The following is a 23386-nucleotide window of genomic DNA, read 5'->3' as shown; positions in this document are numbered from 1 at the left end:
ACAACAGTCCATCGACAACAGGAGCACCTTTCGTGACATCGAACGCGCTTGTCGCCGTCACCGGAGCCGAAGGTTTCATCGGATCGCATCTGACCGAGACCCTCGTCGCCTCCGGCCACCGGGTCCGCGCCATGGCCCAGTACAACTCCTTCTCCTCCTACGGGTGGCTGGAGACGCTCTCTCCCGACATCCTCGACCAGGTCGAGATCGTCCTCGGCGACGTCCGCGACCCCGGCTCCGTACATCAGCTCGTGGAGGGCGCCGAGGCCGTCTACCACCTCGCCGCGCTGATCGCGATCCCGTACTCCTACCAGGCCCCGCACAGCTACGTGGACACCAATGTCACGGGCACCCTCAATGTCCTGGAGGCCGTGCGCAGGCTGGGGACACCGCGCATGGTGCACACCTCCACCAGCGAGACGTACGGCACCGCGCAGACCGTGCCGATCACCGAGGACCACCCCATCAACACCCAGTCTCCGTACGCGGCTTCCAAGGCGGGCGGGGACCGGCTGGCCGACAGCTACCACGCCAGCTTCGCCACTCCTGTCGTCACTCTGCGCCCGTTCAACACCTTCGGGCCCCGCCAGTCGATGCGGGCCGTCATCCCGACGGTCATCGGCCAGGTCGCGGCGGGAGAGCGGGTCATCACCCTCGGGGACCTGCGGCCCACCCGCGACTTCCTGTACGTGAAGGACACCGCACGCGCCTTCCTCGCCGTGGGCACCGCGCCCGCCGAGGCGGTCGTCGGCCGGACCTTCAACGCCGGGACCGGCGGTGAGATCTCGGTGGGAGAACTTACCCGGCTCATCGGCAAGTTGATGGACACCGACCTCGATGTGCGCGAGGACGAGCAGCGGATCCGGCCGGCGGCATCCGAGGTGATGCGGCTGGTCGCCGACGCGACCCGGCTGCGCGCGGCCACCGGCTGGCAGCCCGAGCACGCTCTCGAGCGGGGGCTCGGGCACACCATCGACTTCTTCCGCGACCCGGCCAACCTGGCCCGCTACAAGACCGGCATCTACAACATCTGACCCGCGACCGGGCGCCGCCGCGCACTCAACCGACCGTGTCCGCAAGTGACATCCGAACGACACTCACAGGGGAGTCTCGATGCACGCAGTAATCCTCGCCGGAGGCAAGGGCGTCCGGCTGCGGCCGTACACGACCGCCTTGCCCAAGCCGCTGGTGCCCATCGGCGACCAGCACGCGATCCTCGAGATCGTGCTGCGCCAGCTCGCCTCCGCCGGCTTCACCAGTTGCACCATCGCCATAGGCCACCTCGGGCACATCATCCGCGCCTACGTCGGCAACGGCTCCCAGTGGGGCCTGCGCGTCGGCTACTCCACCGAGGACAGCCCCCTGGGCACCATGGGCCCGCTGCTCACCATGATGGACCGGCTGCCCGACAGCTTCCTGGTCATGAACGGCGACATCCTCACCGATCTCGACTACGGGGACGTCATCACCCAGCACCGCGCGTCCGGCGCCTCGCTGACCGTCGCCACCTACGCCCGCAAGGTCGCCATCGACTTCGGGGTGCTCACCACCGAGTCGGGCAGGGTCGTCGGCTTCGCCGAGAAGCCGAGCATGGACTACCGCGTCTCCATGGGTGTGCGGACTGACCCGGGACACGCTCGCCGGCTACACGCCCGGCCTGCCGCTCGGCTTCGACGAACTCGTACTGGACCTGCTCAAGGCGGAGAACCCGCCGCACGCCTACGAATTCGACGGCTACTGGCTCGACATCGGCCGGCCCGACGACTACGACCGGGCGAACGCGGAATTCACCACCCACCGCGGCCTCCTCCTCAAGGGAGCGTGACACGTTCCGTGCGCATCCTCCTCCTGGGCTCCACCGGATTCCTGGGCGGGCACACCGCCGAGCAGCTCCGCGCCCTGCCGGGTGTGCGGCTGCTCGTCGGGGGCCGGTCCGCGGCGGCCGACGTCCCGCTCGACCTCACCGAAGGGCCCGCCGTCCTCACGGGCGCGCTGCGCGCGGCGGCGCCCGAGGCCGTCGTCAACTGCGCGGGCCTGGTGGCCGGCAGCACGGTCCGGCTCACCGACGTCAACGCGCGCGGCCCGGCCGCGCTCTGCGAGGCACTGCGGGAGGCCGTGCCGGGTGTACGACTCGTCCACCTCGGCTCGGCCGCCGAGTACGGGCCGACCGCACCGGGCGAACCGGTCGCGGAATCGGCCGCCACGAGGCCGCTGGGGCCGTACGGGGCAACCAAACTCGCCGGCACGGTCGCGGTCACGACATCCGGTCTCGACGCCGTCGTGCTCCGCGTCTTCAACCCCGTCGGTCCCGGCGCGCCCGCCGCGGGCCTGCCCGGCAGGCTCGCCGCGGAGCTGCGGCGGGCCGGTGACGAGGGTGTGGTCCGGGTCGGCGACCTGTCCGCGACGCGCGACTTCGTGGACGTACGGGACGTGGCGGCCGCGGCCGTACGCGCGGCGACCGCTCCGGGACCGCTCCCGCCCGTGCTGAACATCGGCAGCGGCCGCGCCACGGGGGTGCGCGACCTGGCCGACGGGCTGGTCCGGGCGGCCGGCTTCCGCGGCCGCCTGGAGGAGACGGGCGCGGGCTCGGCGCGGTCCACGGCCGTCTCCTGGCAGTGCGCGGACATCGAGGCGGCGCGTGCGGCACTGGGCTGGCACCCGGAGCGCACGCTGACAGACTCGCTCACGGATCTGTGGAAGACCCTGGCCCCGGCAGGGGCGGCGCTGTGAGCGGGACGGTGCGGAACGGCTGCCGACCGGCGGGCGGAAACCGGGCCGTACGGCTGCCGGGCGGCGTTCGGGACGAGGGTGACGGGTTCGGCAAGAGGCAACTGCCGTCGGGGAGAAGGGCTTTGGGACCGGCGTGGAGAGCTCGCGGCCCAGAGCTGCCCGGGGCACGGTGCGCGCCCGGCGACCGGGCCGTCCGCCCCGCGCCGACGGGGAATCCCGTCGGCGCCGCCCCGGCCGGCCGCATCGCCGTGGAGGTCGCTCCGTCATGACGCTCCTGGTGCCCATGTACGTCCACCCCGCCGTCGATCCCGCCGCCTGGCGGGCCCTTGTCGCGGCCGCGCCCCGGCTGTACGGCGTGGTGCTCAACATCGACGACGGGCCGGGCACGGCCCCCGATCCGGCGTTCGCCGACGCCGCCCGCGCGCTGCGGGCGGCCGGCGTACGGGTGCTGGGGTACACCGACACCGACTACGGGCGCCGTCCCGCCCGCGCCGTCGCTCTCGACTTCGAGCGCCACCGGGACTGGTACGCGACGGACGGGTTCTTTCTCGACCAGGTCGCACCCGACCCGGCCGGGCTGCGCCACTACCGGCGGCTCGCCCGTGCCGCGCGCGCCCGCGGCGGGCGGACCGTCGCGCTCAATCCAGGAGTCCACCCCGCGCCCGGCTATGCATCGGTCGCCGATCTGCTGGTCACCTTCGAAGGCAACTGGGACGCTTACCGTACGGCCCCGGTCGCCCCGGCCTGGACCGCCGACCACCCTCCCGAAACCTTCTGCCACTTGGTGCACGGCGTCCCCACGAGGCTCTGCGGCCTCGCTGCCCGTACCGCGGAACTCCGCCGTGCCGCGGTGCACTGCGCCGTCGCCGGCCACGGCCCTAACCCCTGGTCCGCCCTGCCACCCGCTCTCCGGAAGGCCTCATGACCCGCCCGACCCGGCTGTGGGCCGTGTTCCTCGTGCTCTCTCTCACGGTCCTCGCCGCCTGCTCGGCCCCGCCGCCGGACCAGTCCCCCGGGCCACGCTGGCTGCCCCGGCCGGGCATGGACTGGCAGTGGCAGCTCGACGGGCGCATCGACACCAGCGTCGATGTGCCCGTCTACGACATCGACGGTTTCGAGAACGACGCGGCGACCGTCCGCGGACTTCACCGGGACGGCCGTAAGGTCATCTGCTACATCAACGCGGGCGCGTGGGAGTCCTTCCGTCCCGACCACAGGGACTTTCCCCGCTCGGTTCTGGGCGGCCCCAACGGCTGGAAGGGCGAGCGCTGGCTGGACATCCGGCGCCTCGACACCCTTCGCCCCCTGATGGCCAAGCGCATCGATCTGTGCCGGGAGCGCGGATTCGACGCGGTCGAGCCCGATCTGCTGGACGCGTATCTCAACGACACCGGCTTCCCGCTGACGGCCGCACACCAGCTCGCGTACAACCGCATGATCGCGCAACTGGCCCATGACCGTGGTCTGTCAGTGGGCCTGAAGAACGATCTGCCTCAGGTGCCGCAGCTGGTGGACGACTTCGATTTCGCCGTGAACGAGGAGTGTGAGCAGTACGGCGACTGTGCGGCACTGAAGCCGTTCGTCGAGGCCGGGAAGGCGGTCTTCCACGTCGAGTACGCCCTCCCGGTCGACCGATTCTGCAAACGGGCACGCCAGCTCGGATTCAGCTCCATGCGCAAGAAGCTCGATCTGGGGGTGTGGCGTCAGGCATGCTGAGGGCCGGTACCTCGGGTACCTCGGGTACCTCAGGACGCGGCGAGCACCGCCTGCACGGTCTTGCCTCCGCCGGGTCCGCCGAGCACGGAGAAGTCCCGCGCGAGCAGACGCACCAACGCGATGCCCCGGCCGCCCTCGTCCGTCGCATCCGGTGCGCACAGCCGCGGCGGGATCGGACTGTCGTCCTCCACTTCTACGGTGACCAGCCCGGGGTCGACATGCAGCCGCAGCCGGCAGCTGCTGTGCCCGTGCCGGGTGGCGTTGGTGACCAGTTCGGAGACGATGAGCGTCGCATCCTCCACCTGCTCGCCGGAGACTTCCTCGCCGCATCCGCGGGTCAGAAAGACGGTCGTCAGGTACCGCGCCCAGCCGGCCGATGTCTCCGCCTGCGGCAGAAGGTACGTCGCGCGTGCGGCTCGCCGACGGGCGCGCATGGGCGCACGCATGGGAATCACTCCGTTCCTTCGCATACAGCCGAGTACCCCGGATGGGGCGGCCGCCCGCACAGTTCGCACAACGGCCGACTACGTCACCCGTGTGTGATGCCCGGGAGACGTGATCGGCAATCAGCCGTGCTTCGAACCCGTACCCGGACCGGCCGCGCGACCGGGTTGAACGGGCCGGATTGTGCGAGCTCAGAGCACCGGCTGCCCCTTGCCCAGCGCGATGACTCCGTTCTTGGACACGGTGTAGAGCTCCTGGTCCCGCTCGGGGTTGACGCCGATCGTCGCACCGGGCGGGACGTCCACGTTCTTGTCCAGGATCGCGCCGCGCACCACCGCGCCCCGTCCGATGCGTACGTTGTCGTGCAGCACCGAGCCCTGCACCACCGCGCCCTCCTCGACCAGTACGCCCGGCGAGAGGACAGAGCGGGTGACCTGACCGCGGACGATGCAGCCGGGGCTGACGACCGACTCGCTCGTGATGCCCGCGCCGATGAAGCGAGCCGGCGGCAGCTGGCCGGAGTGGGTGTAGACGGGCCAGCGGCGGTTGTCGAGATCGAATGCGGGCCGGTCGGAGATCAGATCCATGTGGGCTTCGTAGTACGTGTCGAGGGTGCCCACATCCCTCCAGTAGCCATGCTCCCAGGCACGTTCGCCAGGCACATGGTTTTCATGGAAGTCATAGAGCTGAGCCACACCCCGCTCCGTGAGCATCGGCAGGATCGAGCCGCCCATGTCATGGACGGAGTGCTCGTCCTCGGCGTCCCGGTGCAGGGCGTCGACCAGGACTTTGGTGGTGAAGAGGTAGTTGCCCATGGACGCGAACACCCGGCCCGGGTCGCCCGGCAGCCCCGGAGGGTCGGTGGGCTTCTCCAGAAAACGCTCCACCCGGGTGCCGTCCGAGGCGGGCGTGATGATCCCGAAGGAGGAGGCTTCGGAGCGCGGCACCCTGATCCCGGCGACGGTGGCACCCGCGCCGCTCTCGATGTGCCGCTGGAGCATCTGGCGCGGGTCCATCCGGTAGACATGGTCGGCGCCGAACACCGCGATGTAGTCGGGCTGTTCGTCGTGGACCAGGTTGAGGGACTGCAGGATCGCGTCCGCGCTGCCCAGGTACCAGCGCCGCCCGAGGCGCTGCTGGGCCGGGACGGGCGTGACGTAGTTGCCGAGCAGACTCGACATCCGCCAGGTGGTCGTCACATGGCGGTCCAGCGAGTGCGACTTGTACTGCGTCAGCACGCAGATGCGCAGGATGTCCCCGTTGACGAGGCTGGAGAGAACAAAGTCGACGAGGCGGTACATACCGCCGAAAATCACCGCCGGTTTGGCGCGGTCGGCCGTGAGCGGCATCAGCCGTTTGCCCTCCCCACCGGCCAGGACGATTCCGAGCACCGAAGGTCCACCGCGCATCGCGCCCCCTCTATGCCTGCTGTACCTGCTGTACCTGCTGCACGTGCTGTACCTGTTGCCCCTGCTGTACGTGCTGTACCTGTGACTGCTGCTACGACCGCTGTACCTGTGACTGCCGCTACGCCTGTTTGAGCAACTCCTCGTACACCTCGTACGTGCGGCGGGCCACCCGGTCCCAGCCGAACTCCCGTACCGCACGCTCCCGTCCGGCGGCACCCATCCTGGCGGCCTCTCCGGCGTCGTCGAGGACCCGGTTCACGGACTGGGTGATACCCGATTCGAAGGCCTCGGGATCAGCGGAGTCGTACGGCACGAGCAGCCCCGTGCCCCCGTCGTCCACGACCTCCGGGATACCGCCCACCGCCGAGGCGACGACGGCCGTCCCGCACGCCATGGCCTCCAGATTGACGATACCCAGTGGCTCGTACACCGACGGGCAGACGAACACGGCGGCGTGGCTGAGCAGTTGGATGACCTGGGGCCGGGGCAGCATCTCGGGGATCCAGTGCACTCCGTCGCGTACGCGCTCCAGCTCCTCGAACAGCTCCCGGAACTCACGTCCGATCTCCGGGGTGTCCGGGGCTCCCGCGCACAGCACCAGCTGGGCGCCCGGGTCGAAGGAGCGGGCCGCGCGCAGCAGATGCGGGACACCCTTCTGGCGGGTGATGCGGCCGACAAACAGGACGAAGGGGCGGTCCGGGTCGAGACCGATCCGGTCGAGCGCGGTCGTCTCGTGATCGGGGCGGTACAGGCGGGTGTCGATGCCGTTGTGGATGACGCGGACCTTGTCCGGGTCGAGGCCGGGGTAGCAGGCGAGGATGTCGGCACGCATACCGCGGGAGACGGCGATCACGGCGTCCGCGGCCTCGATCGCGGTGCGCTCGGCCCAGCTGGAGAGGGCGTAGCCGCCGCCCAGCTGCTCGGCCTTCCAGGGGCGCAGGGGCTCCAACGAGTGCGCGGTCATCACATGCGGTACGCCGTAAAGCAGCTTGGCGAGATGGCCGGCGAGATGGGTGTACCAGGTGTGGGAGTGGACCAGTTCGCGGCCCTGGAGCTCGGCGGCCATCGCAAGATCGACGGAGAAGGTGCGCAGTGCGTCGTTCGCGCCGTCGAGTCCGGCGAGCGCCTGGTGGCGCAGGACCCCTTCGGCCGCGCCCTCGCCCCAGCAGTGCACCTCGAGATCGGTCAGGGCCCGTAACTCCCGGGCGAGGAACTCGACATGGACCCCGGCGCCTCCGTAGACGTCCGGCGGATACTCGCGTGTGAGCAGTCCGACTTTCACCCCATGATGGTCACTCAGATACGGCGCGCGCGGAAGAGCGCAGTCAGGATCACTGCGCGGAACTGTGCGCCGGGCTCTGCGGCGGGTGGTCGAAGACGCAGTCGCCGCACAGGCCGCCGCCGGGGCAGCGGTAGTAGAGACAGCAGCTGCGCCGCCGCAGCGCGGTGCCCTGGACCGTGCCGGACAGATCGGGGTGCGCGAAGAGCCCGGCGGCGAGCGCCGCGGCCCGCTCGGCCACTTCCGGCCGGCCGCTGCGCCGCGCCCACGAGCGGAGTTCACGTACGGCCCCGGCGAGCGCGGAGCCCGCGTTGCCCCACAGCAGCCGCGGGGAGATCCGGACATCGCGCCGCAGCGCCTGGGCCAGCGGGACGAGATGGCCGTACTGGACTGCCTCCCGGACCGTCTCGGCGGTGGCTGTCGCTGTGGCGGGCAGCGGGCGCAGGTCGGCAAGGCGCAGATCGTCGGGCGAGGTGCGGGCGGGATCCCAGTACAGCTGCCGGGGATCGAGGTCGGGGAGCTGTCCATGGAGAGCTGCGGAGCCGAGCGCGACCGACCAGAGCCGGGCAGCGAGCCCCAGATGCGCGATGGAGGCGGCGACACGGCGCTCGGGGGCGCGCAGGCGGGACGCGACCGTGTCGACACGGTCCGTGAGCGCTGCGGTGTCGCCCGCGTACACACGGGCCAGCGGGACGTGTGCGCCGCTCGGCCCACCTGCCCGCAGAGCGAAGAACCCGCCCACGGAGTTCAGCTCCTCCAGATCCACGCCCACGCTCCCGCTCACTGTCATCGCTGTACGAGATGCCCTGCCGCATACCCGTCACCGCATACCGCAGCCGCATGCCGTCCCGCATACCGTAGCCAGGACGCTGTGGCCCCTGCCCCCGGCGGCCCTCGCCCCGTAGCGCGCGACAGAGGTCCGTGAGCCGGATACTGGGTGGAGAAATTCGTTCACGCCGGACGGTCGGCCTCCATCCGTCGGCCCTCGCCCCCGCCGGGAGGGGGACCTGAGACCTACTCCCGTACTACGTCGGCAGTATGTCCAAGTGCCTGCTCAAGGACGACGACGTGATCGCAGAAGAGGGACATCGTGGTCTTTATGAGTTCCCTTGCGCTGGCAGTGCTTCTGTCCCTGGTCTCCGCGGTCGCCTACGCGGCCGGGGCGATCATGCAGGAGCACGTTGCGGCGACCACCCCCGACCGCCCGTACGCCCCACTGCACCAGGCAGGATGGTGGGTGGCCGTCGCGCTCAACAGCATCGGAGCGGTGCTGCATGTGATCGCGCTCGCCTTCGGGCCGCTGAGCGTGGTCCAGCCCCTCGGCGCGCTCACGATCGTCTTCGCGCTGCCGATGGCGGCGCTGTTCGTACGGCGCAAGGCCGGACCCACCGCCTGGCGTGGCGCGATCATGGCGACGGCCGGACTCGCGGGTCTGCTGGCGCTGACCGGACCTGCCGAGTCCCACTCGCTGGGCGGCGGGGAGCGCGCCGTGCTGGCGGCGGCGACCTTCGCGGGCGTCGCGCTGCTCTTCGCTCTCGCGCAGAGCGTGCACCGGCCGATCGTGCGGAGCGTGCTGCTGGCCGGTGCGGCGGGCGTGGCCTTCGGTATCGCCTCGGTGTTCACCAAGACCGTCGCGGTGGACTGGACGTCGAGGGTGCCGTTCGCGCAGTGGCCGAGTCTGCTGGTGATCGCGGTTCTCGCGGCCGGCGGTCTGCTGCTGTCCCAGGCGTCCTACCGCGGCGCGGGGCTCGCGGCCCCGCTGGCCACGGTGACGGTGGTCAATCCGGTGGTGGCGGCCGCGGTCGGCATCACGCTCTTCGGCGAACAGTTCCGGTACGGCGTGCCGGGCACGGTGCTGGCGCTGAGCTTCGGCGTGGTGGCGGCCGGGGGGCTGATCCTGCTCACGACGGAGCGTCCAGGAGCAGCCCATCCGCAAGTTCAACCTCGGTCTGAGGGACAACCGCAGGCACTTCCGCAGCTGCTTTCGCAGCCGCAGCCGACGATCGTCCACTCAGACCGAGACTCCGCCCGATCTGAGATAGGCCAGGGGATCGATGTCGGATCCGTACCCCGGCCCCGAACGCACCTCGAAGTGGAGATGCGGTCCCGTGCTGTTGCCGGTGGATCCTGAGCGCGCAATGCGCTGACCGCTGCTGACCTGCTGGCCCTCACGTACGGTGAGCGCCGACAGATGCGCGTACTGGCTGTACTTGCCGTCGCTGTGGCGGATGACGACCTGGTAGCCGTACGCCCCGCCCCAGCCGGCCGAGACGACCTTGCCGGAGGCGACGGCTCTCACGGAGGTGCCGGTGGGGACCGGGAAGTCCACACCCGTGTGATAGCCGCTGGACCAGGAGGAACCGGCCTGGCGGTACGCGGTGCTGGGGCCCGCCTCGACGGGGGCGCTGAATCCGGCCCGCTGCGCCGGCTTGGCGGCCTGTACCGGCTTCGACGTCTGCTGAGGTCTGGGCCGGGTCGTGGGCGGGGTCTTGGGCGGGGTCTTGGGCTGCGTCCTCGGCCGGGTCTGCGGCGCAGGCTTCTGCTTCTCCTCCGGCTTGGCCGGGGCGGCGGCAGCCGGGGGCACGGAGGGGCGCGTCGAGGGCTTGGAGGGCGCCTCGATCCGCAGGATGAGCTTCTGGCCCGGGCGAATGAGGTCCGGGTCGCTTCCGACGACGGCGCGGTTCTGTAAGTAGAGCCGCTGCCAGCCGCCCTGCACCCGCTCGGAATCCGCGATCCTGGAGAGGGAGTCGCCGCGGGCGACCGTGTAGCCCTCGCGCTGTGTGGGCACGGTGGTGGGCGACGTGGCCTTCTGCGACGAGGAGGTCTTCTGTGACGGGGAGGTCTTCTGTGACGGGGAGGTCTTCTGCGACGAGGAGGTCTTCTTCGGCGTGGACGCGGCCTCCGTGCGCTTGGCCGGCGTGATGTCGGGCGCATCGCCGCCGCGGCCGAGGCCGGCCTTGTCCGAGCACACGGGCCAGGCCCGCGGGCCCTGCCCCTTGAGCACCTTCTCGGCGATCGCGATCTGCTGGTCCCTGCTGGCCAGATCCGCACGCGGGGCGTACCGCGTGCCGCCGTACGCCTCCCAGGTGGACTGGCTGAACTGGAGCCCGCCGTAGTAGCCGTTGCCGGTGTTGATCTTCCAGTTGCTGGTGGACTCGCAGGCCGCGACCTTCTCCCAGACATCCACGGACGCCGCGTGCGCCGTCCCGGCGCCGATGAGTGGCAGCGCTATCCCCGCGCCGCCCGCGGTGACAGTGAGAGAAGCGCGGTTGATGCGGCTCGGCTGATATCGGCGGTGCCGACCGGTTGCGGCCATGCTGGGACTCCCCCACTGACATGTAGGTCATACACGTAAGTCACACATGTTGGTCACACAAGCGGCCAACTTAGGGGCAGGGCAAGGACGATGACAAGGGCTCAGGCCCCGGCGCACCGGTACTGGGGGGCCTGAAGGGCCGTACGCGCCGCTGGACCGAGTGGCCCTTCAGCCCGGGGTCCCTCCCGTCTGCGCCGGGGTGCGGTTCCGGCGTCGCGCGCCGCCCGGCCGGCCGGCTCCCGCCGTGGCGGCCGCGTCGGCCGTCGGGACCGGGGGCCTGCTGCCGCCACGCGCGAGGAAGTCGGCCAGGGGCAGGGTGGCGGCGCCGATGGTGACCGCGTCCGGACCGAGCCGCCCCAGTTCGATGATGGTGCGATCGGCGGCGTGGCGCAGTGCGTACTCCCCCGCGTAGCGGCGCACTTCGGGCAGCAGATGGGGGCCGAGGAGCAGTCCGGCCCAGCCGCCGAGCAGGATGCGTTCGGGACGGAAGAGGTTGATGAGATCGGCGACGGCCGCGCCCGGATACTCGGCGGTGTCGTCGAGGAGGGAGAGCGCGACCGGGTCGGGGCCGGGTCCGCCCGGGGCAGGGAAGGCCGCCGCCAGCAGAGCGGCCAGCGCGGTCTCGTCGTCGGCGTCGGCGGGGAGCGGTCCGCCCGCCTCCTGCCAGCGCTCGCGCAGTGCCTCCGCGCCCGCGTACGCCTCCAGACAGCCGAGGGAGCCACAGCGGCAGCGGCGCCCCCGGATCCGTACGATCGTGTGTCCCCATTCGAGTGCGCTGCTGCGAGCGCTCTCGTCGGGCGCGGCGCCATGGACGACGCAGGCGCCGACGCCTGAGCCGATCAGCGCGACGGCTGCCTCCCGGGCCCCGCGGCCGCCGCCGAATCACATCTCCGCCTGGCCGAGTGTCTTGGCGCCGTTGTCGATGAACAGCGGTACTTCCGGAGGCAGTTCGACGGCGTCGCGCAGCAGCTTCTCGAAGGGGACGGCGCTCCAGCCGATCGTCTGGCCGTGCACGGTCGCGCCGCCCGGGGCGTCCTGCTCGATGATGCCGGGAACGCCGATGCCGACGCCGAGCAGGCTCGCCGCGTCGGCGCCCGCGTCCCGCAGGACGCCGGCGCCGGTACGGACATGGGCGACGATGCGCTCGACGTCGTAGCCGTGCTGGGCCAGCAGGCTCTCGGTGCGGGCGAGTTCGGTGAACGAGAGGTCGAAGAGCTCGACGTGTACGCGGGTCTCGCCGATGTCGATGCCGATCAGCAGGCCACTGTTGGGTGCGACCCGCAGCAGTGTGCGCGGGCGGCCGCCGTCGGAGTCGACCACTCCGGCTTCCTCGAGCAGCCCCTCGGCGATGAGCTCGGTGACAACGTTGCTGAGGGAACCTGAACTCAGTCCGGCGGCGGGCCCGAGCTCCTGCCGGCTCAGCGGTCCCTCGAAATACAAACGTTGCAGGACCCGCGCCCGGTTGCCTCGCCGCAGGTCACGCACTGTCCGTCTGTTGCGCTCCGCCATGGTGCCCCCTCCCTGAGTCCGAGTCCCTCGTCGGGGCGGTGCTGCCGGGGCGGCCTGACCTGCAAAATCCATCTCGCCGGTGAGGGCGGACGCCGCCCACTGGCCCTGCTGATCACCCCGGTCCAGTAGGGCGACGCCCGCAATTCATCCCGGTCATGGAACGCATCCGCCTCGATCCGACTCTGGCTTCGCGCATGACCCGCCGGACGGGCCTCCTAGAGCATGCTGAGTGCCTGCATCGCATCGCGTTCGATGCGCGAGAGCTCGTGGAGGATGGAGCCGGCCTGTATGAGGTTCTTCGCGTCGCCGGATTCGCCTGCTGTCCCGATGAGTGCGGCCACCTGTGTCCAGAGGGTGGCGGCCTCGGTATACAGGCTGTGGCCAGTGCGCAGGTGGCTGCTGTCGATCAACTGGGCACACTCGGCGAGGAAGTCCCGGTAGAGATTGCGGAACAGGGCGCCGCCGGTGCCTGCCCTCTCCATGAGGACGGCGGCCCGTGGCAGGTCCTCCCGCGGATTGTCGCTGCGCTGCAGCCACTTCGGCACTTGCTTCGCGGTCTTCTCGATGCCCCGGTGGCCCAGGTTCGCGATGGGCGGGTTCAGGAAGGCGTCGGCGCAGGTCTTGATCGCGGGGATGATCCGGTCCTGCGGTGACGTCAGGTTGCTGGGCGCTGTGATGGTGAAGGAGCGGTGCTTGGCGGTCATGGGGCCGCGCTCGGCTCTGGCCCTGGCCAGGCCGGCGAGGCTGGTCGAGACGGCTCCGCCCTGCGGGTCGGTGTCCACCAGGTAGGCGTCCTGTTCGTCGTAGCCGTACATGGCCACGACGTGCCCGCCGAAGTGCACCTTGGTGCTGAAGTAGTCCAGGTGGTAGCTGTCGAGCTGAAGGCCGACCGGGCGACCGGTGTCGATGGATGCCGCCACGTTCTGCCATGCCTTGCGTGGGGAGGTGGTCTCCCCGACCAGCAGCTGAAGCCCGAGTACTGCGGCCAGGTTCCTGGTGAGCTCGAACGGCTTGACCCGGCCTCCCAGGAAGGGAAAGCCCATGCCTTTGCTGTCCCAGTAGATGAAGGACAGCCCGGAGCCAAGCCCGAACAGCATGGGCTCGGACAAGTCGAGTCCCTCATGGCGCAGCAGCACCCCCAGCGCCGTCGTCTCGCAGTGCTGCATACCGCGGACTTCGATGTCCTTCACCATGGTCATGCCGCTCATTCTCCTCCCTCACCGGACGACAACACCGCCGATGGGCGTGCCGGACCATCACGCCCCAGGCATGATCCGCCGGACAAGGCCCAGACGGAAGTACTAAACGGCGGACCGGAGCGTGATCGCGTGGCTGAGGGCGGTTTGCTCCGGCTCGGGGAGGCGGTTCTCGGCGTGGAGCATGCGCAGGACGGTGGTGATGCGCTCCTCGTCCTCGGGCTTGCCGGTGCTGCCCATGCAGGCGGGAAGAAGCAGACTCAGCGATTCGAGATCGGCGCGTTCGCAGAGCCGTAGCAGGAGTACACGAATGGGGTCTTCATTCCCTGTCCCCTCCGCTCGAGCCGTGACGCGCAGTCCTCTGGCGATGCGGAGACGGAGCCATTCTCCGTACTGGCCTGCCGGAACGTCGGCCAGGTGCTCGGCCGCCGACTCGAAGTGCTTACGGGCCTGGTCGGTCTGCCCGAGGTCCAAGAGGGCGCGGCCCATGGTGCCGTGGAGTGAGGCGTAGAAGCCGCGGACGCGGTCGTCGCCGACCCGGTCGGCACGGGTCAGGCATTCCTGGTTCCAGCGCAACGTCTCCTGCGGGGTCGGTTGGTGCCGGGCGAGGTAGTGCGCGGCTATGCAGGCCTCGTAGTCGTTCTCGGCGGCTTCCCATGCCTGCAGGAACAGGTCGCGCGCGTCGGCCTCCCTGCCTTCGCCTTCGGCTTGCATGCCCTTCGTGCACAGCTGCACGACGACGTTTTCGGGGTCCATCTCGGCTCCTCGGGGGACAGGTGTCTGAGGTGTGGCAGGTGCCTGAGGTGTGGCGGGACGTCAGATGCGGGTGCCGAGACTGATCGGCATGACCAAGGTGGTGAAGCTGCCTTGGTCCGCGGAACGCACGACGACCGGTTGGGTCACGGTGGAGATCTCCAGCAGGACGTCGGGGCCGACGCCGGCTTCCAAGGCCGGTGCCAGGACGGCCGGGTCGAACCCGATCGTCAGTGGCAGGTCCTCCTGGCGGACGGCCGACAGAGCAGTGGCACGGGAGTGATCAGGCAGCGAAACGACGACTTCGTCTTCGACGAGCCTCAGTGCGATCCCGGGCGTGTCACCGCAGCTGTAGACGGCGGCGAGCAGCGCCGACCGGTCCACGATCACACGGCATTGAGGGCGAGCAAGGGCGCAGAGCATGTCGCGGTAGGCAGGGAACTGGCCGTCGACCACCGGGAGGATGCGAGATGCGGACGCATTGCGCGCTCTGGCTCCGTCCGGTCCGATCTCGATGGTCACCTCGGCAGAACGCGCAGCCCACGCCCCGATCTCGATCAGGGCAGCCGCGTCCATCAGGAATCGGCAGGAAGGCCCATCCATCGCTGCCGGTTGCAGGATGCGCATCGAGAAGCGGTAGCGATCGGTGGCCACCAGCCGGATCTCGGCATCGTCGATCTCGACGAGGACACACCCGAGTTCCGGGTGTTGCTCGTCGTGGCCGACGGCCAGCGCGACCTGACGGGCCGCACTGGCCAGCTCGACACCGCCGACTCGAACCCAGGCCGGAGATCCAGCCTCGGAGAGGGAGCGCAGAACCGCCGCGATCGTGGCATCCGCCGCCCGGGTCTGATTCCGCACTCTGCTCCGGTGCCGCTCCAGTACAGCGCGGGCCTCTTCCCCGGAACTTCGCACCAGCCGTGCCCGAGGTTCCTGGCCAGGGCTGTAGTAGCGGTAACCGGTTACCCCGTCGACGTGTGCAGGTGGCAGGACGTGGCAGTCGTCATAGAAACGCAGGGCGCTCGGGGCAAGACCGACGCGCCGTGCGAAGGCGCTGATGCTCAACAGTTCCGTGGTGCCGTCCATGACCGCGATTCTCGACGTTCATCCAGCTTGAAGGTCAAATCGCCTGGGTCAGCGGTTCCCGGTCAGGCCCGGCTCGGAGGATCCGGACGCCTGGGCGGCGAAGGAGGCGCGGTAGGCGCGCGGGCTGGTGGCGAGGCGCGAGGCGAAGTGCTGGCGCATCGTGATCTCGCTGCCGAAGCCCGTACGGCGGGCGACCTCGGGCATGGGCAGGTCGGTGTGTTCGAGGAGCTTCTGGGCGGCGGCGATGCGCTGGTCCAGGACCCAGCGCAGGGGCGTGATGCCGGTGGCCGCGGCGAAGTGGCGGGCGAAGGAACGTGCCGACATGCCCGCGTGGGCGGCGAGGTCAGCGACGGCCAGCGGTTCGTGGAGGTGATGGAGCGCGTATGCGCGCACGGACGCGAGAGCGTCGGCGTCGCGGTCGGTGCGGGGGGTGGGGTGCTCGATGAACTGAGCCTGGGTTCCGGTGCGGAAGGGGGCGGTGACCATCGAGCGGGCGATGGTCGCGGCCACCTCGGCACCGTGGACCGTGCGGACCAGGTGCAGGCACAGGTCGATGCCGGCGGCCGTACCGGCGGCGGTCCAGATGTTGCCGTCCTCGATGAAGAGGGCGTCGGGTTCGACGGTGACGCGGGGGTGCTGGGCGCGGAGCAGATCGACGAGGTTCCAGTGTGTGACCGCGCGGCGGCCGTCCAGGAGGCCGGCCTGCGCGAGTGTGAAGGCACCGCCGCACAGGGCCGCGACCGTGGTGCCGCGGACGTGTGCGCGGCGCAGGGCTTCGAGTACCGGTTCCGGTGCACGGGTGAGATGGTCGTCCAGGCCGGGCACCAGGATCAGGTCGGCACGGGCCAGCCAGGCGAGGGTGCGGTCGGGGGTGAGGCTGAGCCCCCCGCGCATGGGGACGGGCGTGCTGTCGGCGGCGACGCGGCGCAGGTCGAAGGCCGGGACGCTGCGGTCGGTGCGATCCGTGCCCCAGACCTCGGTGACGACGGAGACGTCGAAGGCTCGGACACCCGGGAAGCTGACCAGGGCGACACGGTACGGGGCGGGGTCGGCGGCCACAGTGGCAGTAAACCATCGATCGCTGACTTGCGCCCCTCTGGGGCCAGGCCGACCGGGTCGGCAGCATCGTGGGTATGGAGATCGCAGAGAACGCAGCACTGGTCGTGGTGGACGTACAGAAGGGCTTCGATGAGCCGGACTTCTGGGGTCGGCGGAACAATCCGGAGGCGGACGAGAACATCGCCTCGCTCATCGACGCTTGGCAGGCAACGGGGCGGCCGGTCGTCTTCGTCCGGCACGACTCGTCGAAGCCGGACTCGCCGCTGCGAGAGGGGCACGAGGGGAACGGCTTCAAGGAGTACGTCGAGCAGCGACGGGGTAAGGGGGCCGCGGCGGAGCTGTTCGTGACGAAGACCGTGAACTCGGCCTTCTACGGAACGCCGGACCTGCACGCGTGGTTCAAGGCCGAGGGCATCGCGCAGTTCGTGGTGGCCGGGATCCAGACCAATATGTGTGCGGAGACGACGGCACGGATGGGTGGAAACCTCGGGTACGAGGTGCTCTTCGCGCTGGACGCGACGTACACATTCGATCTCGAGGGGCCGTTCGGCTGGCGGCGGTCCGCGGACGAGCTGGCGCAGGCATCGGCAGTGTCACTGCACGGCGGAGGCTTCGCGACGGTGGTGACGACCAAGGAGGTCGTCGCCGCAGTCGTAGCCACGGCCTGAACGCGGCCAACCCCACCCACGGAAGCATCGACGGGACCGGGACCGGGACCGGGGCCGCGCCCGCCCCGCAGGATCGGATCCGGCGGGGCGGGCGCGGTCAGAGATGCGCAGGCGCCGACGGCTCCGTGCCGGTCTGCGTGACCACGGACGCGGCGACCCGCGAGGCGTACTCCAGCATGGCCTCGGCACGCTCCGGGGACAGCGCGCGCTCCCACCCGCCCACCGTGCCGAGCCAGGCGAGGACTCCCGCCATGAACGCGTCCCCGGCACCGATCGTGTTGACCACCTCGACCGGTACCGCCGGTACGGACACGGGCGGGCCGTCCGGAGGGTACGCGGCCGCACCCTGCGCGCCGCGGGTCAGCACCACCAGCCGTCCCTCGCCGGCCAGCCTGCGGCAGCTGTCGTCCGGGGCGGTGTCCGGCCACAGCCGCGCCAGGTCCTCGTCACTGGCCTTGACGACATGCGCGAGGTCGCACAGCTCGCGCAGCAGCGCCGGGCCACGGCCCGGGGCGACCGTGCGGTCCTCGCGCACATTGGGGTCCACCACCAGGAGGGAACGGCGCGCGGCTGCCCCTGCGGTCGACGCGACGGTCTGCGCCGCGGGATCCACGACGCCGGCCAGGCCCCCCACGTACACCGCACCGAAGTGCGCGATGTCCGCGCTGTGGTCCGGTAGTTGGAAGGTCGCCGTGTCCTGGACATGGAAGTGGTAGCCCGTCCCCGTCTCTCCCGGATCGGCGACCGCCAGCGCCGTGGGGAGGGCGGAGCGCGCGCACAGGGACAGGTCGACGCCGGCGTCCGTCAGCCGACGCTCGATGGTCCGCGCGAACCCGTCGCCGCCGAGAGCCCCGGCGAACACTGCCTGCCGGCCGAGCCGGGCCAGGCCGACCGCCACATTGGCCGGCGCGCCGCCGGGCTGGGCGCACCGGACGTCCGGCTCGCCGGCCACGGGGACGAGGTCGATGAGCGCCTCGCCCAGGACGAGTACGGCGTCGGGGACGCCCGTCACGGCTCCACCACGATCTTGCGGCCCCGGCCCGCCGTGAACTGGTCGATTGCCTGCGCGTACTGCTCCAGTGGCAGCCGGTCGCTGATGAAGACGGACGGATCGAGCACTCCGGAGGCGAAGAGCGCGGCGGCCCGCTCATAGCTGTGCAGCACCGCCATGGAGCCGGTGATGGTGATCTCCTGGTTGTAGATGCGGTACGGCTCGATGACCGCTGTCGTCGCATAGTCGGCGACCCCGAACTGCAGGAAGGTGCCTCCCTTGGCGACCCGGCCGAGGCCGTCCTGGATGGCCGCGGCGTTGCCGGTCGCGTCGATGACGACGTCCCAGCCGCCCGGCCGGTCCAGTTCCTCTGCCGAGGCGGCCGAGCGGGAGCAGCCGAGCAGTCCGGCGGTGGCGAGCCGGTCCGGATTGATGTCGAGGACGTCGACTCCGGCCGCCCCGGTGCGCTTGGCGAGTTCCAGCATCATCAGGCCCATGGTTCCGGAGCCGTAGATCAGCACCTCGGCGCCGAGGGTGCCGCTCAGTACGTCGTAGCCGCGGACCGCGCAGGACAGCGGCTCGATCAGTGCCGCGTCCTTGACGTCGATGTGGTCGGGCAGGCGTACGCAGTTGGCGACCGGCGCGAGGGCGAACTCGGCCGCGCCGCCGGGCACGGTGACGCCGATGGCGGCCCAGCGGTCGCAGAGGTTGCCGCGGCCGGACCGGCAGTAGCGGCATTCGTGGCAGTGCAGGGACGGGTCGACGGCGACCTTGTCTCCGACGGCCAGTTCGGTGACGTCGCTGCCGATGCCGACGATCTCACCGGCGAACTCGTGGCCGGGCACGATCGGCAGGGTGGGCGCGAACTCGCCCTGCAAGATGTGCAGATCGGTGCCGCACAGCCCGCACGAGGCCACGGAGACCACGACATCCCTGGGTCCCGGGCTGGGGTCGGGGACCGTCGTGACGGAGACCTTGCCGGGGGCTTCGACGATCGCTGCCCTCATTTCACAGCTCCAAGGGAGAGGCCCTGGACAAGCTTGTCCTGGGCGGCGTAGCCGGCGACGAGCACCGGCAGGGACACGACGACGGACGCGGCACACAGCTGGGCGAGGAACAGCCCCTGGCTGGTGACGAATCCGGTCAGGTAGACGGGTGCGGTCTGGGCGACCACGCCGGTGAGCACCCGGGCGAAGAGCAGCTCGTTCCAGCTGAAGATGAAGCAGATCAGCGCGGTGGCCGCGATCCCGGGGCCGGCTACCGGCGCGACGACCCGGGTCAGGACGGTGGGCAGCCTGGCGCCGTCCACCTGGGCTGCTTCGATGATGGAGACCGGCACGTCCGCGAGGAAGGACTGCATCATCCACACCGCGATCGGCAGGTTCATCGAGGTGTAGAGGAGGACGAGCAGCCAGATGTTGTCGAGCATCCCGGCGTTCTTCGCGAACAGATAGACGGGCAGCAGGCCCGCGACGACCGGCAGCATCTTGGTGGAGAGGAAGAAGAACATCACGTCGGTCCACTTGCGGACCCGCCGGATGGAGAGCGCGTACGCGGCCGGGAGCGCGAGGACGAGCACCAAGGCGGTGGAGAACAGTGATGCGGACAGGGAGTTGACCAGGGGCGGCCAGGGGGTCGGCCCGCCTCCGCCGCCGAAGAACTGGCGGTAACCGTCCAGCGTCAGCGACGCGGCGAACGAGGGCGGGTTGGTGGCCGCGTCCGCCTCCGAGTGCAAAGAGGTCAGCACCATCCACAGGGCGGGCAGACAGAAGCCGAGCCCGACGATCCAGGCGATGACTCCCAGGGCGGCCGAGCGCCGTGCGGCCCTGCGTGCGGCGGGCGGCAGTTGGGGCGTCCGACCGGTCGCTGCGACGGGGGACGGTGTGGAAGGTGCGGTGGAAGCGCTCATGCGCGGTTCGCCTCCTCACGGAAGAGGGAGGAGACCACCCGGAGAGCGAAGGTGGCGATGACCATGGTGCCGATCACCACGACGACTCCCGCGGCGGACGCCAGCCCGTACTCGTGGGCTCGGTAGAAGGTCTCGTAGATCGTGTAGGGAAGGTTGGCCGTGCCGAGCCCGCCGGCGGTGATGGTGAACACCGCGTCGAAGTTCTGCACGATGTACACGGAGCCCAGCAGTACGCCGAGTTCGAGGTAGCGGCGCAGATGCGGCAGGGTCAGATAGCGGAAGGTCTGCCAGCTGCTCGCCCCGTCCAGTCGTGCGGCCTCGATCATCTCGGCGGGCCGGCTCTGCAGCCCCGCGAGCAGGATCAGCATCATGAAGGGCGTCCACTGCCACACCAGCGCCGCTTCGACGGCGATCAGCGGCATCCCGGAGATCCAGTCCGGCTGGGACATGCTCTCGATGCCGAACAGGTCGCCCAGCCAGGTGAGCGTGCCGTTCAGCAGTCCGTACTCCGGGTTGTAGAGCGCGTGCTTCCACAGCAGCGCCGCGGAGACCGGCACGATCAGGAAGGGGGTGATGAGCAGGGTGCGCACCATGCCCCGCCCGAAGAAGGTGCGGTCCAGGAGCAGGGCGAAGAGCAGGCCCAGGACCACGGTGGCGAGGACGACGCTCGTGGTGAGCACGACCGTGGTGATGACGGAGTCGCGCAGCGCGGGGTCGGTGACGACGGAGGCGTAGTTGGACAGGCCTGTGAAGTGACGCTTGTCGGGGCTGAGCGAGTTCCAGTCGAAGAGCGAGATCACCAGGGTTGCCACGAACGGCAGCTGGGTGACCGCGATCAGGAAGACGAGGGCGGGCAGCAGCGGGGCACGGGTGGCCCACTGGCGTGCCCTGCCGCTCTTCCCGGTCCGCATCACGGCGGGGCGGCGCGACAGTGCTGGTCTGCTGATCGATGTGGTCATCGGTACTCCTTGGCGACCTTCTCGGCCAGCTTCTGGGAGGCCGCGAGGGCCTTGTCCACGGACTGGCGGCCGGCGATGGCGGCACTGATCTCCTGCGCGACCTTGGTGCCGAGATCGGTGAATTCGGGTACGCCGACGAACTGGATGCCGGTGGTCGGGCGGGGCTGGGTGCCGGGGTTCTGCGGATCGGCGCTGGAGATGGCCTGCTCGGTGACGTCCGCGAACGCCCCCGCTGCCTTGCGGTACTCGGCGTTGGCGTAGGTGGATGCCCGTTTGCCCGCCGGCACATTGGCCCAGCCGCTCTTCTCGCCGACCAGTGCCTCGTACTCCTTGCCGGAGGCCCAGGAGATGAACTTCCAGGCGTCGCCGGACTTCTTGGAGGCCTTCTGCATGCCCCAGGCCCAGGTGTAGAGCCAGCCGGAGCTCTTGGTGCGCTCCACCGGCGCCGGCACGTACCCGATCTTTCCCTTCACCGGGGATCCGGACGCCTCCAGCGATCCGGCGCCGGCGGTGGCGTCGTACCACATCGCGGTCTTGCCCTGAGTCATGTTGTTGAGGCACTCGGCGTACCCGGACTGCGGTGCGCCCAGCTCCCCGTGCCGGCGCACCAGATCGACGTAGAACGTGGTGGCCTTCCTGAACTCGGCAGAGGTGAGCTTCGGCTGCCAGTCCTCGGTGAACCAGGTGCCTCCCATCGTGTTGACGACGGTGGTGAGGGGGGCGATGACCTCGCCCCAGCCTGGCAGTCCGCGCAGACAGATCCCCTTCATGCCGCGCTCCGCCCCGTCCGCTTCGGCGGCGAGGCCGGCGACCTGCCGCCAGGTGGGTTTCGGGGGCATGGTCAGCCCCTTCTTCGCGAAGACGTCCTTGCGGTACATGAGGAAGGACGACTCGCCGTAGAAGGGCTCGGCGTAGAGCTTTCCGTCCTTCGCGGTCAGCGACTCCCGCAGCGGCTCGAGGATGTCCTGCTGATCGAAGGCGGTATCGGCGTCGGCGTACTCGTCGAGTGCGTGCAGCCAGCCGTTCTTCGCGAAGAACGGCACCTCGAAATTGCTGATGGTGGCGACGTCGTACTGGCCCGCCTGGTTGGAGTAGTCCTGGCTGATCTTGTCGCGGACGTCGTTCTCCGGGAGCACGGTGAAGTTGACCTTGATTCCGGTCTCCTTGGTGAAGTGGTCCGCGGTCAGCTTCTGCAGCTCCACCATCTGCGGGTTGTTCACCATCAGTACGTTCAGTGCGTCACCCCCTCCGAAGGAGGTGCCGCCGGCTCCGGCGCACCCGGCGAGGAGTGCCGTCGCAACCGTGCCCGCGCCCATACGCACGCGGATTCCACGTCGTCGTCGCTGGAGGGGCATGAGTTCTCCTGATCAGTCGTAGCGGCTCGGTGTTCGGTGTCGGGGCATGACCGGCCCGCCCCCGGGACCGCTGCGGGGCCTGGGGATGCTGCGAGGCGGGGGAGAGAAGCGGGCGTGGTCAGACTCGGATGACCTGCGGGCCGAGGAGGGAGTAGCGCTGGGCCTCGGCCGAGGGGAGGCCGGTGTCGGTGACGACGGCATCGAAGTCGCCGACGTCGGCGAAGCGGCAGAAGCTCACCGCGCCGAACTTCGTATGGACGCCTGCGAACACCCGTCGGCGTGCGCTGCGCATGGCCTGTGCCTTGACTGCGCTGACCGCCGGATCCGGCGTGGTCAGTCCGTACTCGCGGGAGATGCCGTTCGCGCCGACGTACGCCAGATCGATGACGAAGTCGGCGAGCATCCGGGTGGCCCAGTGGTCGACCGTGGCCATGGTGCCGCCGCGGACACGGCCGCCGAGCAGAAGTACGGCGATCTTCTCGCTGTCGGCGAGAACGGTCGCCACCGCCAGGGATGCGGTGACCACGGTCAGTGTCCGGCCCCTCGGCAGTGCCTCGGCGACGAGCTGCGGGGTGAAGCCCTCGTCGACGAAGACCGTCTCCGCGTCCCCGAGCAGATCGGCGGCGGCCGCCGCGATCCGCGACTTCTGTGGCACATGGCGGGTGGTCCGCATCGCGAGCGTGGTCTCGAAGCCGGCGCTCTCGACGGGGTACGCCCCGCCGTGTGTGCGCCGGACCAGACCGTGCTCCTCGAGCGCGTGCAGATCCCGCCTGATGGTCTCCTTGGCCACCCGGAACCGATCGGCCAGCCGGTTGACGTCGACCGACCCGTCCCGTCGGGCCGTCTCGAGAATTCCCCGTCGGCGTTCCTCGGTGTCCACGGCACACTTCCCTGCTTGTGCTCTGTGCTCTGTTTCTGCCGCGGGCCCGGCGTCCGTTCGGGCCCATGCGTCGTTTGTACAAGCAAGGAAGGCCCCTCGACCAGGCTCTTCGTGGTATCTGCTGTGC

Annotated in this window: 21 protein-coding genes and 3 pseudogenes; 8 read left to right on the top strand and 16 right to left on the bottom strand. The window is 70.2% G+C overall.

Annotation, left to right across the window (positions count from 1 at the left end):
- The first annotated feature begins 32 nt into the window (after positions 1 to 32).
- From OG883_RS13080 to OG883_RS13060, 5 genes and pseudogenes are all read left to right on the top strand, one after another.
- Complete coding sequence (locus tag OG883_RS13080; protein WP_266539428.1) at positions 33 to 1034, top strand: SDR family NAD(P)-dependent oxidoreductase; 1002 nt, start codon at positions 33 to 35, stop codon at positions 1032 to 1034.
- 79 nt (positions 1035 to 1113) lie between these two features.
- Positions 1114 to 1825 (top strand): annotated as a pseudogene (locus tag OG883_RS13075) (NDP-sugar synthase).
- Positions 1826 to 1833: 8 nt separating this feature from the next.
- A complete protein-coding gene (locus OG883_RS13070; RefSeq protein ID WP_266539425.1) occupies positions 1834 to 2730 on the top strand; it encodes an NAD(P)-dependent oxidoreductase in 897 nt (298 codons plus the stop codon).
- Positions 2731 to 2995: 265 nt separating this feature from the next.
- Positions 2996 to 3655, top strand: a complete 660-nt coding sequence (locus OG883_RS13065) for a spherulation-specific family 4 protein (RefSeq protein ID WP_266539422.1) — start codon at positions 2996 to 2998, stop codon at positions 3653 to 3655.
- The gene (locus OG883_RS13060) at positions 3652 to 4446 is read left to right on the top strand and encodes an endo alpha-1,4 polygalactosaminidase (protein WP_266539419.1); all 795 of its coding nucleotides are present in this window, start codon (positions 3652 to 3654) and stop codon (positions 4444 to 4446) included. The genes OG883_RS13065 and OG883_RS13060 overlap by 4 nt, the downstream gene beginning before the upstream one ends.
- A gap of 29 nt (positions 4447 to 4475) precedes the next feature.
- On the opposite strand, the gene OG883_RS13055 is transcribed toward OG883_RS13060, so the two are convergent.
- The 4 genes from OG883_RS13055 to OG883_RS13040 all read right to left on the bottom strand — a co-directional run bounded on the left by OG883_RS13055 (position 4476) and on the right by OG883_RS13040 (position 8344).
- A complete protein-coding gene (locus OG883_RS13055) occupies positions 4476 to 4892 on the bottom strand; it encodes an ATP-binding protein (RefSeq protein ID WP_266539416.1) in 417 nt (138 codons plus the stop codon).
- A gap of 189 nt (positions 4893 to 5081) precedes the next feature.
- On the bottom strand, positions 5082 to 6299 hold the full coding sequence (glgC, locus tag OG883_RS13050; RefSeq protein ID WP_266539413.1) for a glucose-1-phosphate adenylyltransferase: 1218 nt from the start codon (positions 6297 to 6299) through the stop codon (positions 5082 to 5084).
- A gap of 118 nt (positions 6300 to 6417) precedes the next feature.
- On the bottom strand, positions 6418 to 7581 hold the full coding sequence (gene glgA / locus OG883_RS13045) for a glycogen synthase (protein WP_266539410.1): 1164 nt from the start codon (positions 7579 to 7581) through the stop codon (positions 6418 to 6420).
- 49 nt (positions 7582 to 7630) lie between these two features.
- A complete protein-coding gene (locus OG883_RS13040; protein WP_266541492.1) occupies positions 7631 to 8344 on the bottom strand; it encodes a (2Fe-2S)-binding protein in 714 nt (237 codons plus the stop codon).
- A 333-nt stretch (positions 8345 to 8677) separates the two neighbouring features.
- Between OG883_RS13040 and OG883_RS13035 the strand changes: the two genes are divergently transcribed.
- Entirely contained in the window at positions 8678 to 9709 is a 1032-nt protein-coding gene (locus OG883_RS13035; RefSeq protein ID WP_266539407.1) for a DMT family transporter, read from the top strand.
- Here OG883_RS13035 and OG883_RS13030 read toward each other — a convergent pair.
- Positions 9590 to 10894 (bottom strand): transglycosylase family protein, encoded by a 1305-nt coding sequence (locus tag OG883_RS13030; protein ID WP_266539404.1) that lies wholly within the window; start codon positions 10892 to 10894, stop codon positions 9590 to 9592. The genes OG883_RS13035 and OG883_RS13030 overlap by 120 nt on opposite strands.
- Positions 10895 to 11062: 168 nt before the next feature.
- Positions 11063 to 12403 (bottom strand): annotated as a pseudogene (locus tag OG883_RS13025) (ROK family protein).
- Between the two features lie 33 nt (positions 12404 to 12436).
- On the opposite strand from OG883_RS13025, the pseudogene OG883_RS13020 reads away from it, so the two are divergent.
- Positions 12437 to 12529: pseudogene (locus OG883_RS13020) on the top strand (IS5/IS1182 family transposase); the annotation flags it as partial.
- A gap of 89 nt (positions 12530 to 12618) precedes the next feature.
- On the opposite strand, the gene OG883_RS13015 reads toward OG883_RS13020, so the two are convergent.
- The 4 genes from OG883_RS13015 to OG883_RS13000 form a co-directional block, all read right to left on the bottom strand.
- Positions 12619 to 13602, bottom strand: a complete 984-nt coding sequence (locus OG883_RS13015) for a BtrH N-terminal domain-containing protein (RefSeq protein WP_266539401.1) — start codon at positions 13600 to 13602, stop codon at positions 12619 to 12621.
- Between the two features lie 102 nt (positions 13603 to 13704).
- Positions 13705 to 14355: a hypothetical protein gene (locus OG883_RS13010; protein WP_266539398.1), complete on the bottom strand. Its 651-nt coding sequence runs from the start codon at positions 14353 to 14355 to the stop codon at positions 13705 to 13707.
- Between the two features lie 60 nt (positions 14356 to 14415).
- Entirely contained in the window at positions 14416 to 15438 is a 1023-nt protein-coding gene (locus OG883_RS13005; protein ID WP_266539395.1) for a MerR family transcriptional regulator, read from the bottom strand.
- Positions 15439 to 15486: 48 nt separating this feature from the next.
- Entirely contained in the window at positions 15487 to 16497 is a 1011-nt protein-coding gene (locus OG883_RS13000) for a GlxA family transcriptional regulator (RefSeq protein WP_266539392.1), read from the bottom strand.
- 74 nt (positions 16498 to 16571) lie between these two features.
- Here OG883_RS13000 and OG883_RS12995 point away from each other — a divergent pair, with 74 nt between their 5' ends.
- Complete coding sequence (locus tag OG883_RS12995) at positions 16572 to 17165, top strand: cysteine hydrolase family protein (protein WP_266539389.1); 594 nt, start codon at positions 16572 to 16574, stop codon at positions 17163 to 17165.
- A 97-nt stretch (positions 17166 to 17262) separates the two neighbouring features.
- On the opposite strand, the gene OG883_RS12990 is transcribed toward OG883_RS12995, so the two are convergent.
- The 6 genes from OG883_RS12990 to OG883_RS12965 all read right to left on the bottom strand — a co-directional run bounded on the left by OG883_RS12990 (position 17263) and on the right by OG883_RS12965 (position 23259).
- On the bottom strand, positions 17263 to 18177 hold the full coding sequence (locus tag OG883_RS12990) for a PfkB family carbohydrate kinase (protein WP_266539386.1): 915 nt from the start codon (positions 18175 to 18177) through the stop codon (positions 17263 to 17265).
- Positions 18174 to 19163, bottom strand: a complete 990-nt coding sequence (locus OG883_RS12985; RefSeq protein WP_266539383.1) for a zinc-dependent alcohol dehydrogenase family protein — start codon at positions 19161 to 19163, stop codon at positions 18174 to 18176. Before OG883_RS12985 ends, OG883_RS12990 begins: the two co-directional genes overlap by 4 nt.
- Entirely contained in the window at positions 19160 to 20065 is a 906-nt protein-coding gene (locus OG883_RS12980) for a carbohydrate ABC transporter permease (RefSeq protein WP_266539380.1), read from the bottom strand. Before OG883_RS12980 ends, OG883_RS12985 begins: the two co-directional genes overlap by 4 nt.
- The gene (locus OG883_RS12975) at positions 20062 to 20976 is read right to left on the bottom strand and encodes a carbohydrate ABC transporter permease (RefSeq protein ID WP_266541489.1); all 915 of its coding nucleotides are present in this window, start codon (positions 20974 to 20976) and stop codon (positions 20062 to 20064) included. Before OG883_RS12975 ends, OG883_RS12980 begins: the two co-directional genes overlap by 4 nt.
- A gap of 44 nt (positions 20977 to 21020) precedes the next feature.
- Positions 21021 to 22340, bottom strand: coding sequence for a sugar ABC transporter substrate-binding protein (locus tag OG883_RS12970; protein WP_266541486.1), 1320 nt, complete (start codon positions 22338 to 22340; stop codon positions 21021 to 21023).
- Positions 22341 to 22497: 157 nt separating this feature from the next.
- Positions 22498 to 23259 carry a DeoR/GlpR family DNA-binding transcription regulator gene (locus tag OG883_RS12965; RefSeq protein WP_266539377.1) on the bottom strand — a complete coding sequence of 254 codons (762 nt, stop codon included), beginning with the start codon at positions 23257 to 23259 and terminating at the stop codon, positions 22498 to 22500.
- Positions 23260 to 23386 lie beyond the last annotated feature (127 nt).

Source organism: Streptomyces sp. NBC_01142 (assembly GCF_026341125.1).
Classification (GTDB): Bacteria; Actinomycetota; Actinomycetes; order Streptomycetales; family Streptomycetaceae; genus Streptomyces.
This window is presented reverse-complemented; position numbering and strand designations above follow the sequence as displayed.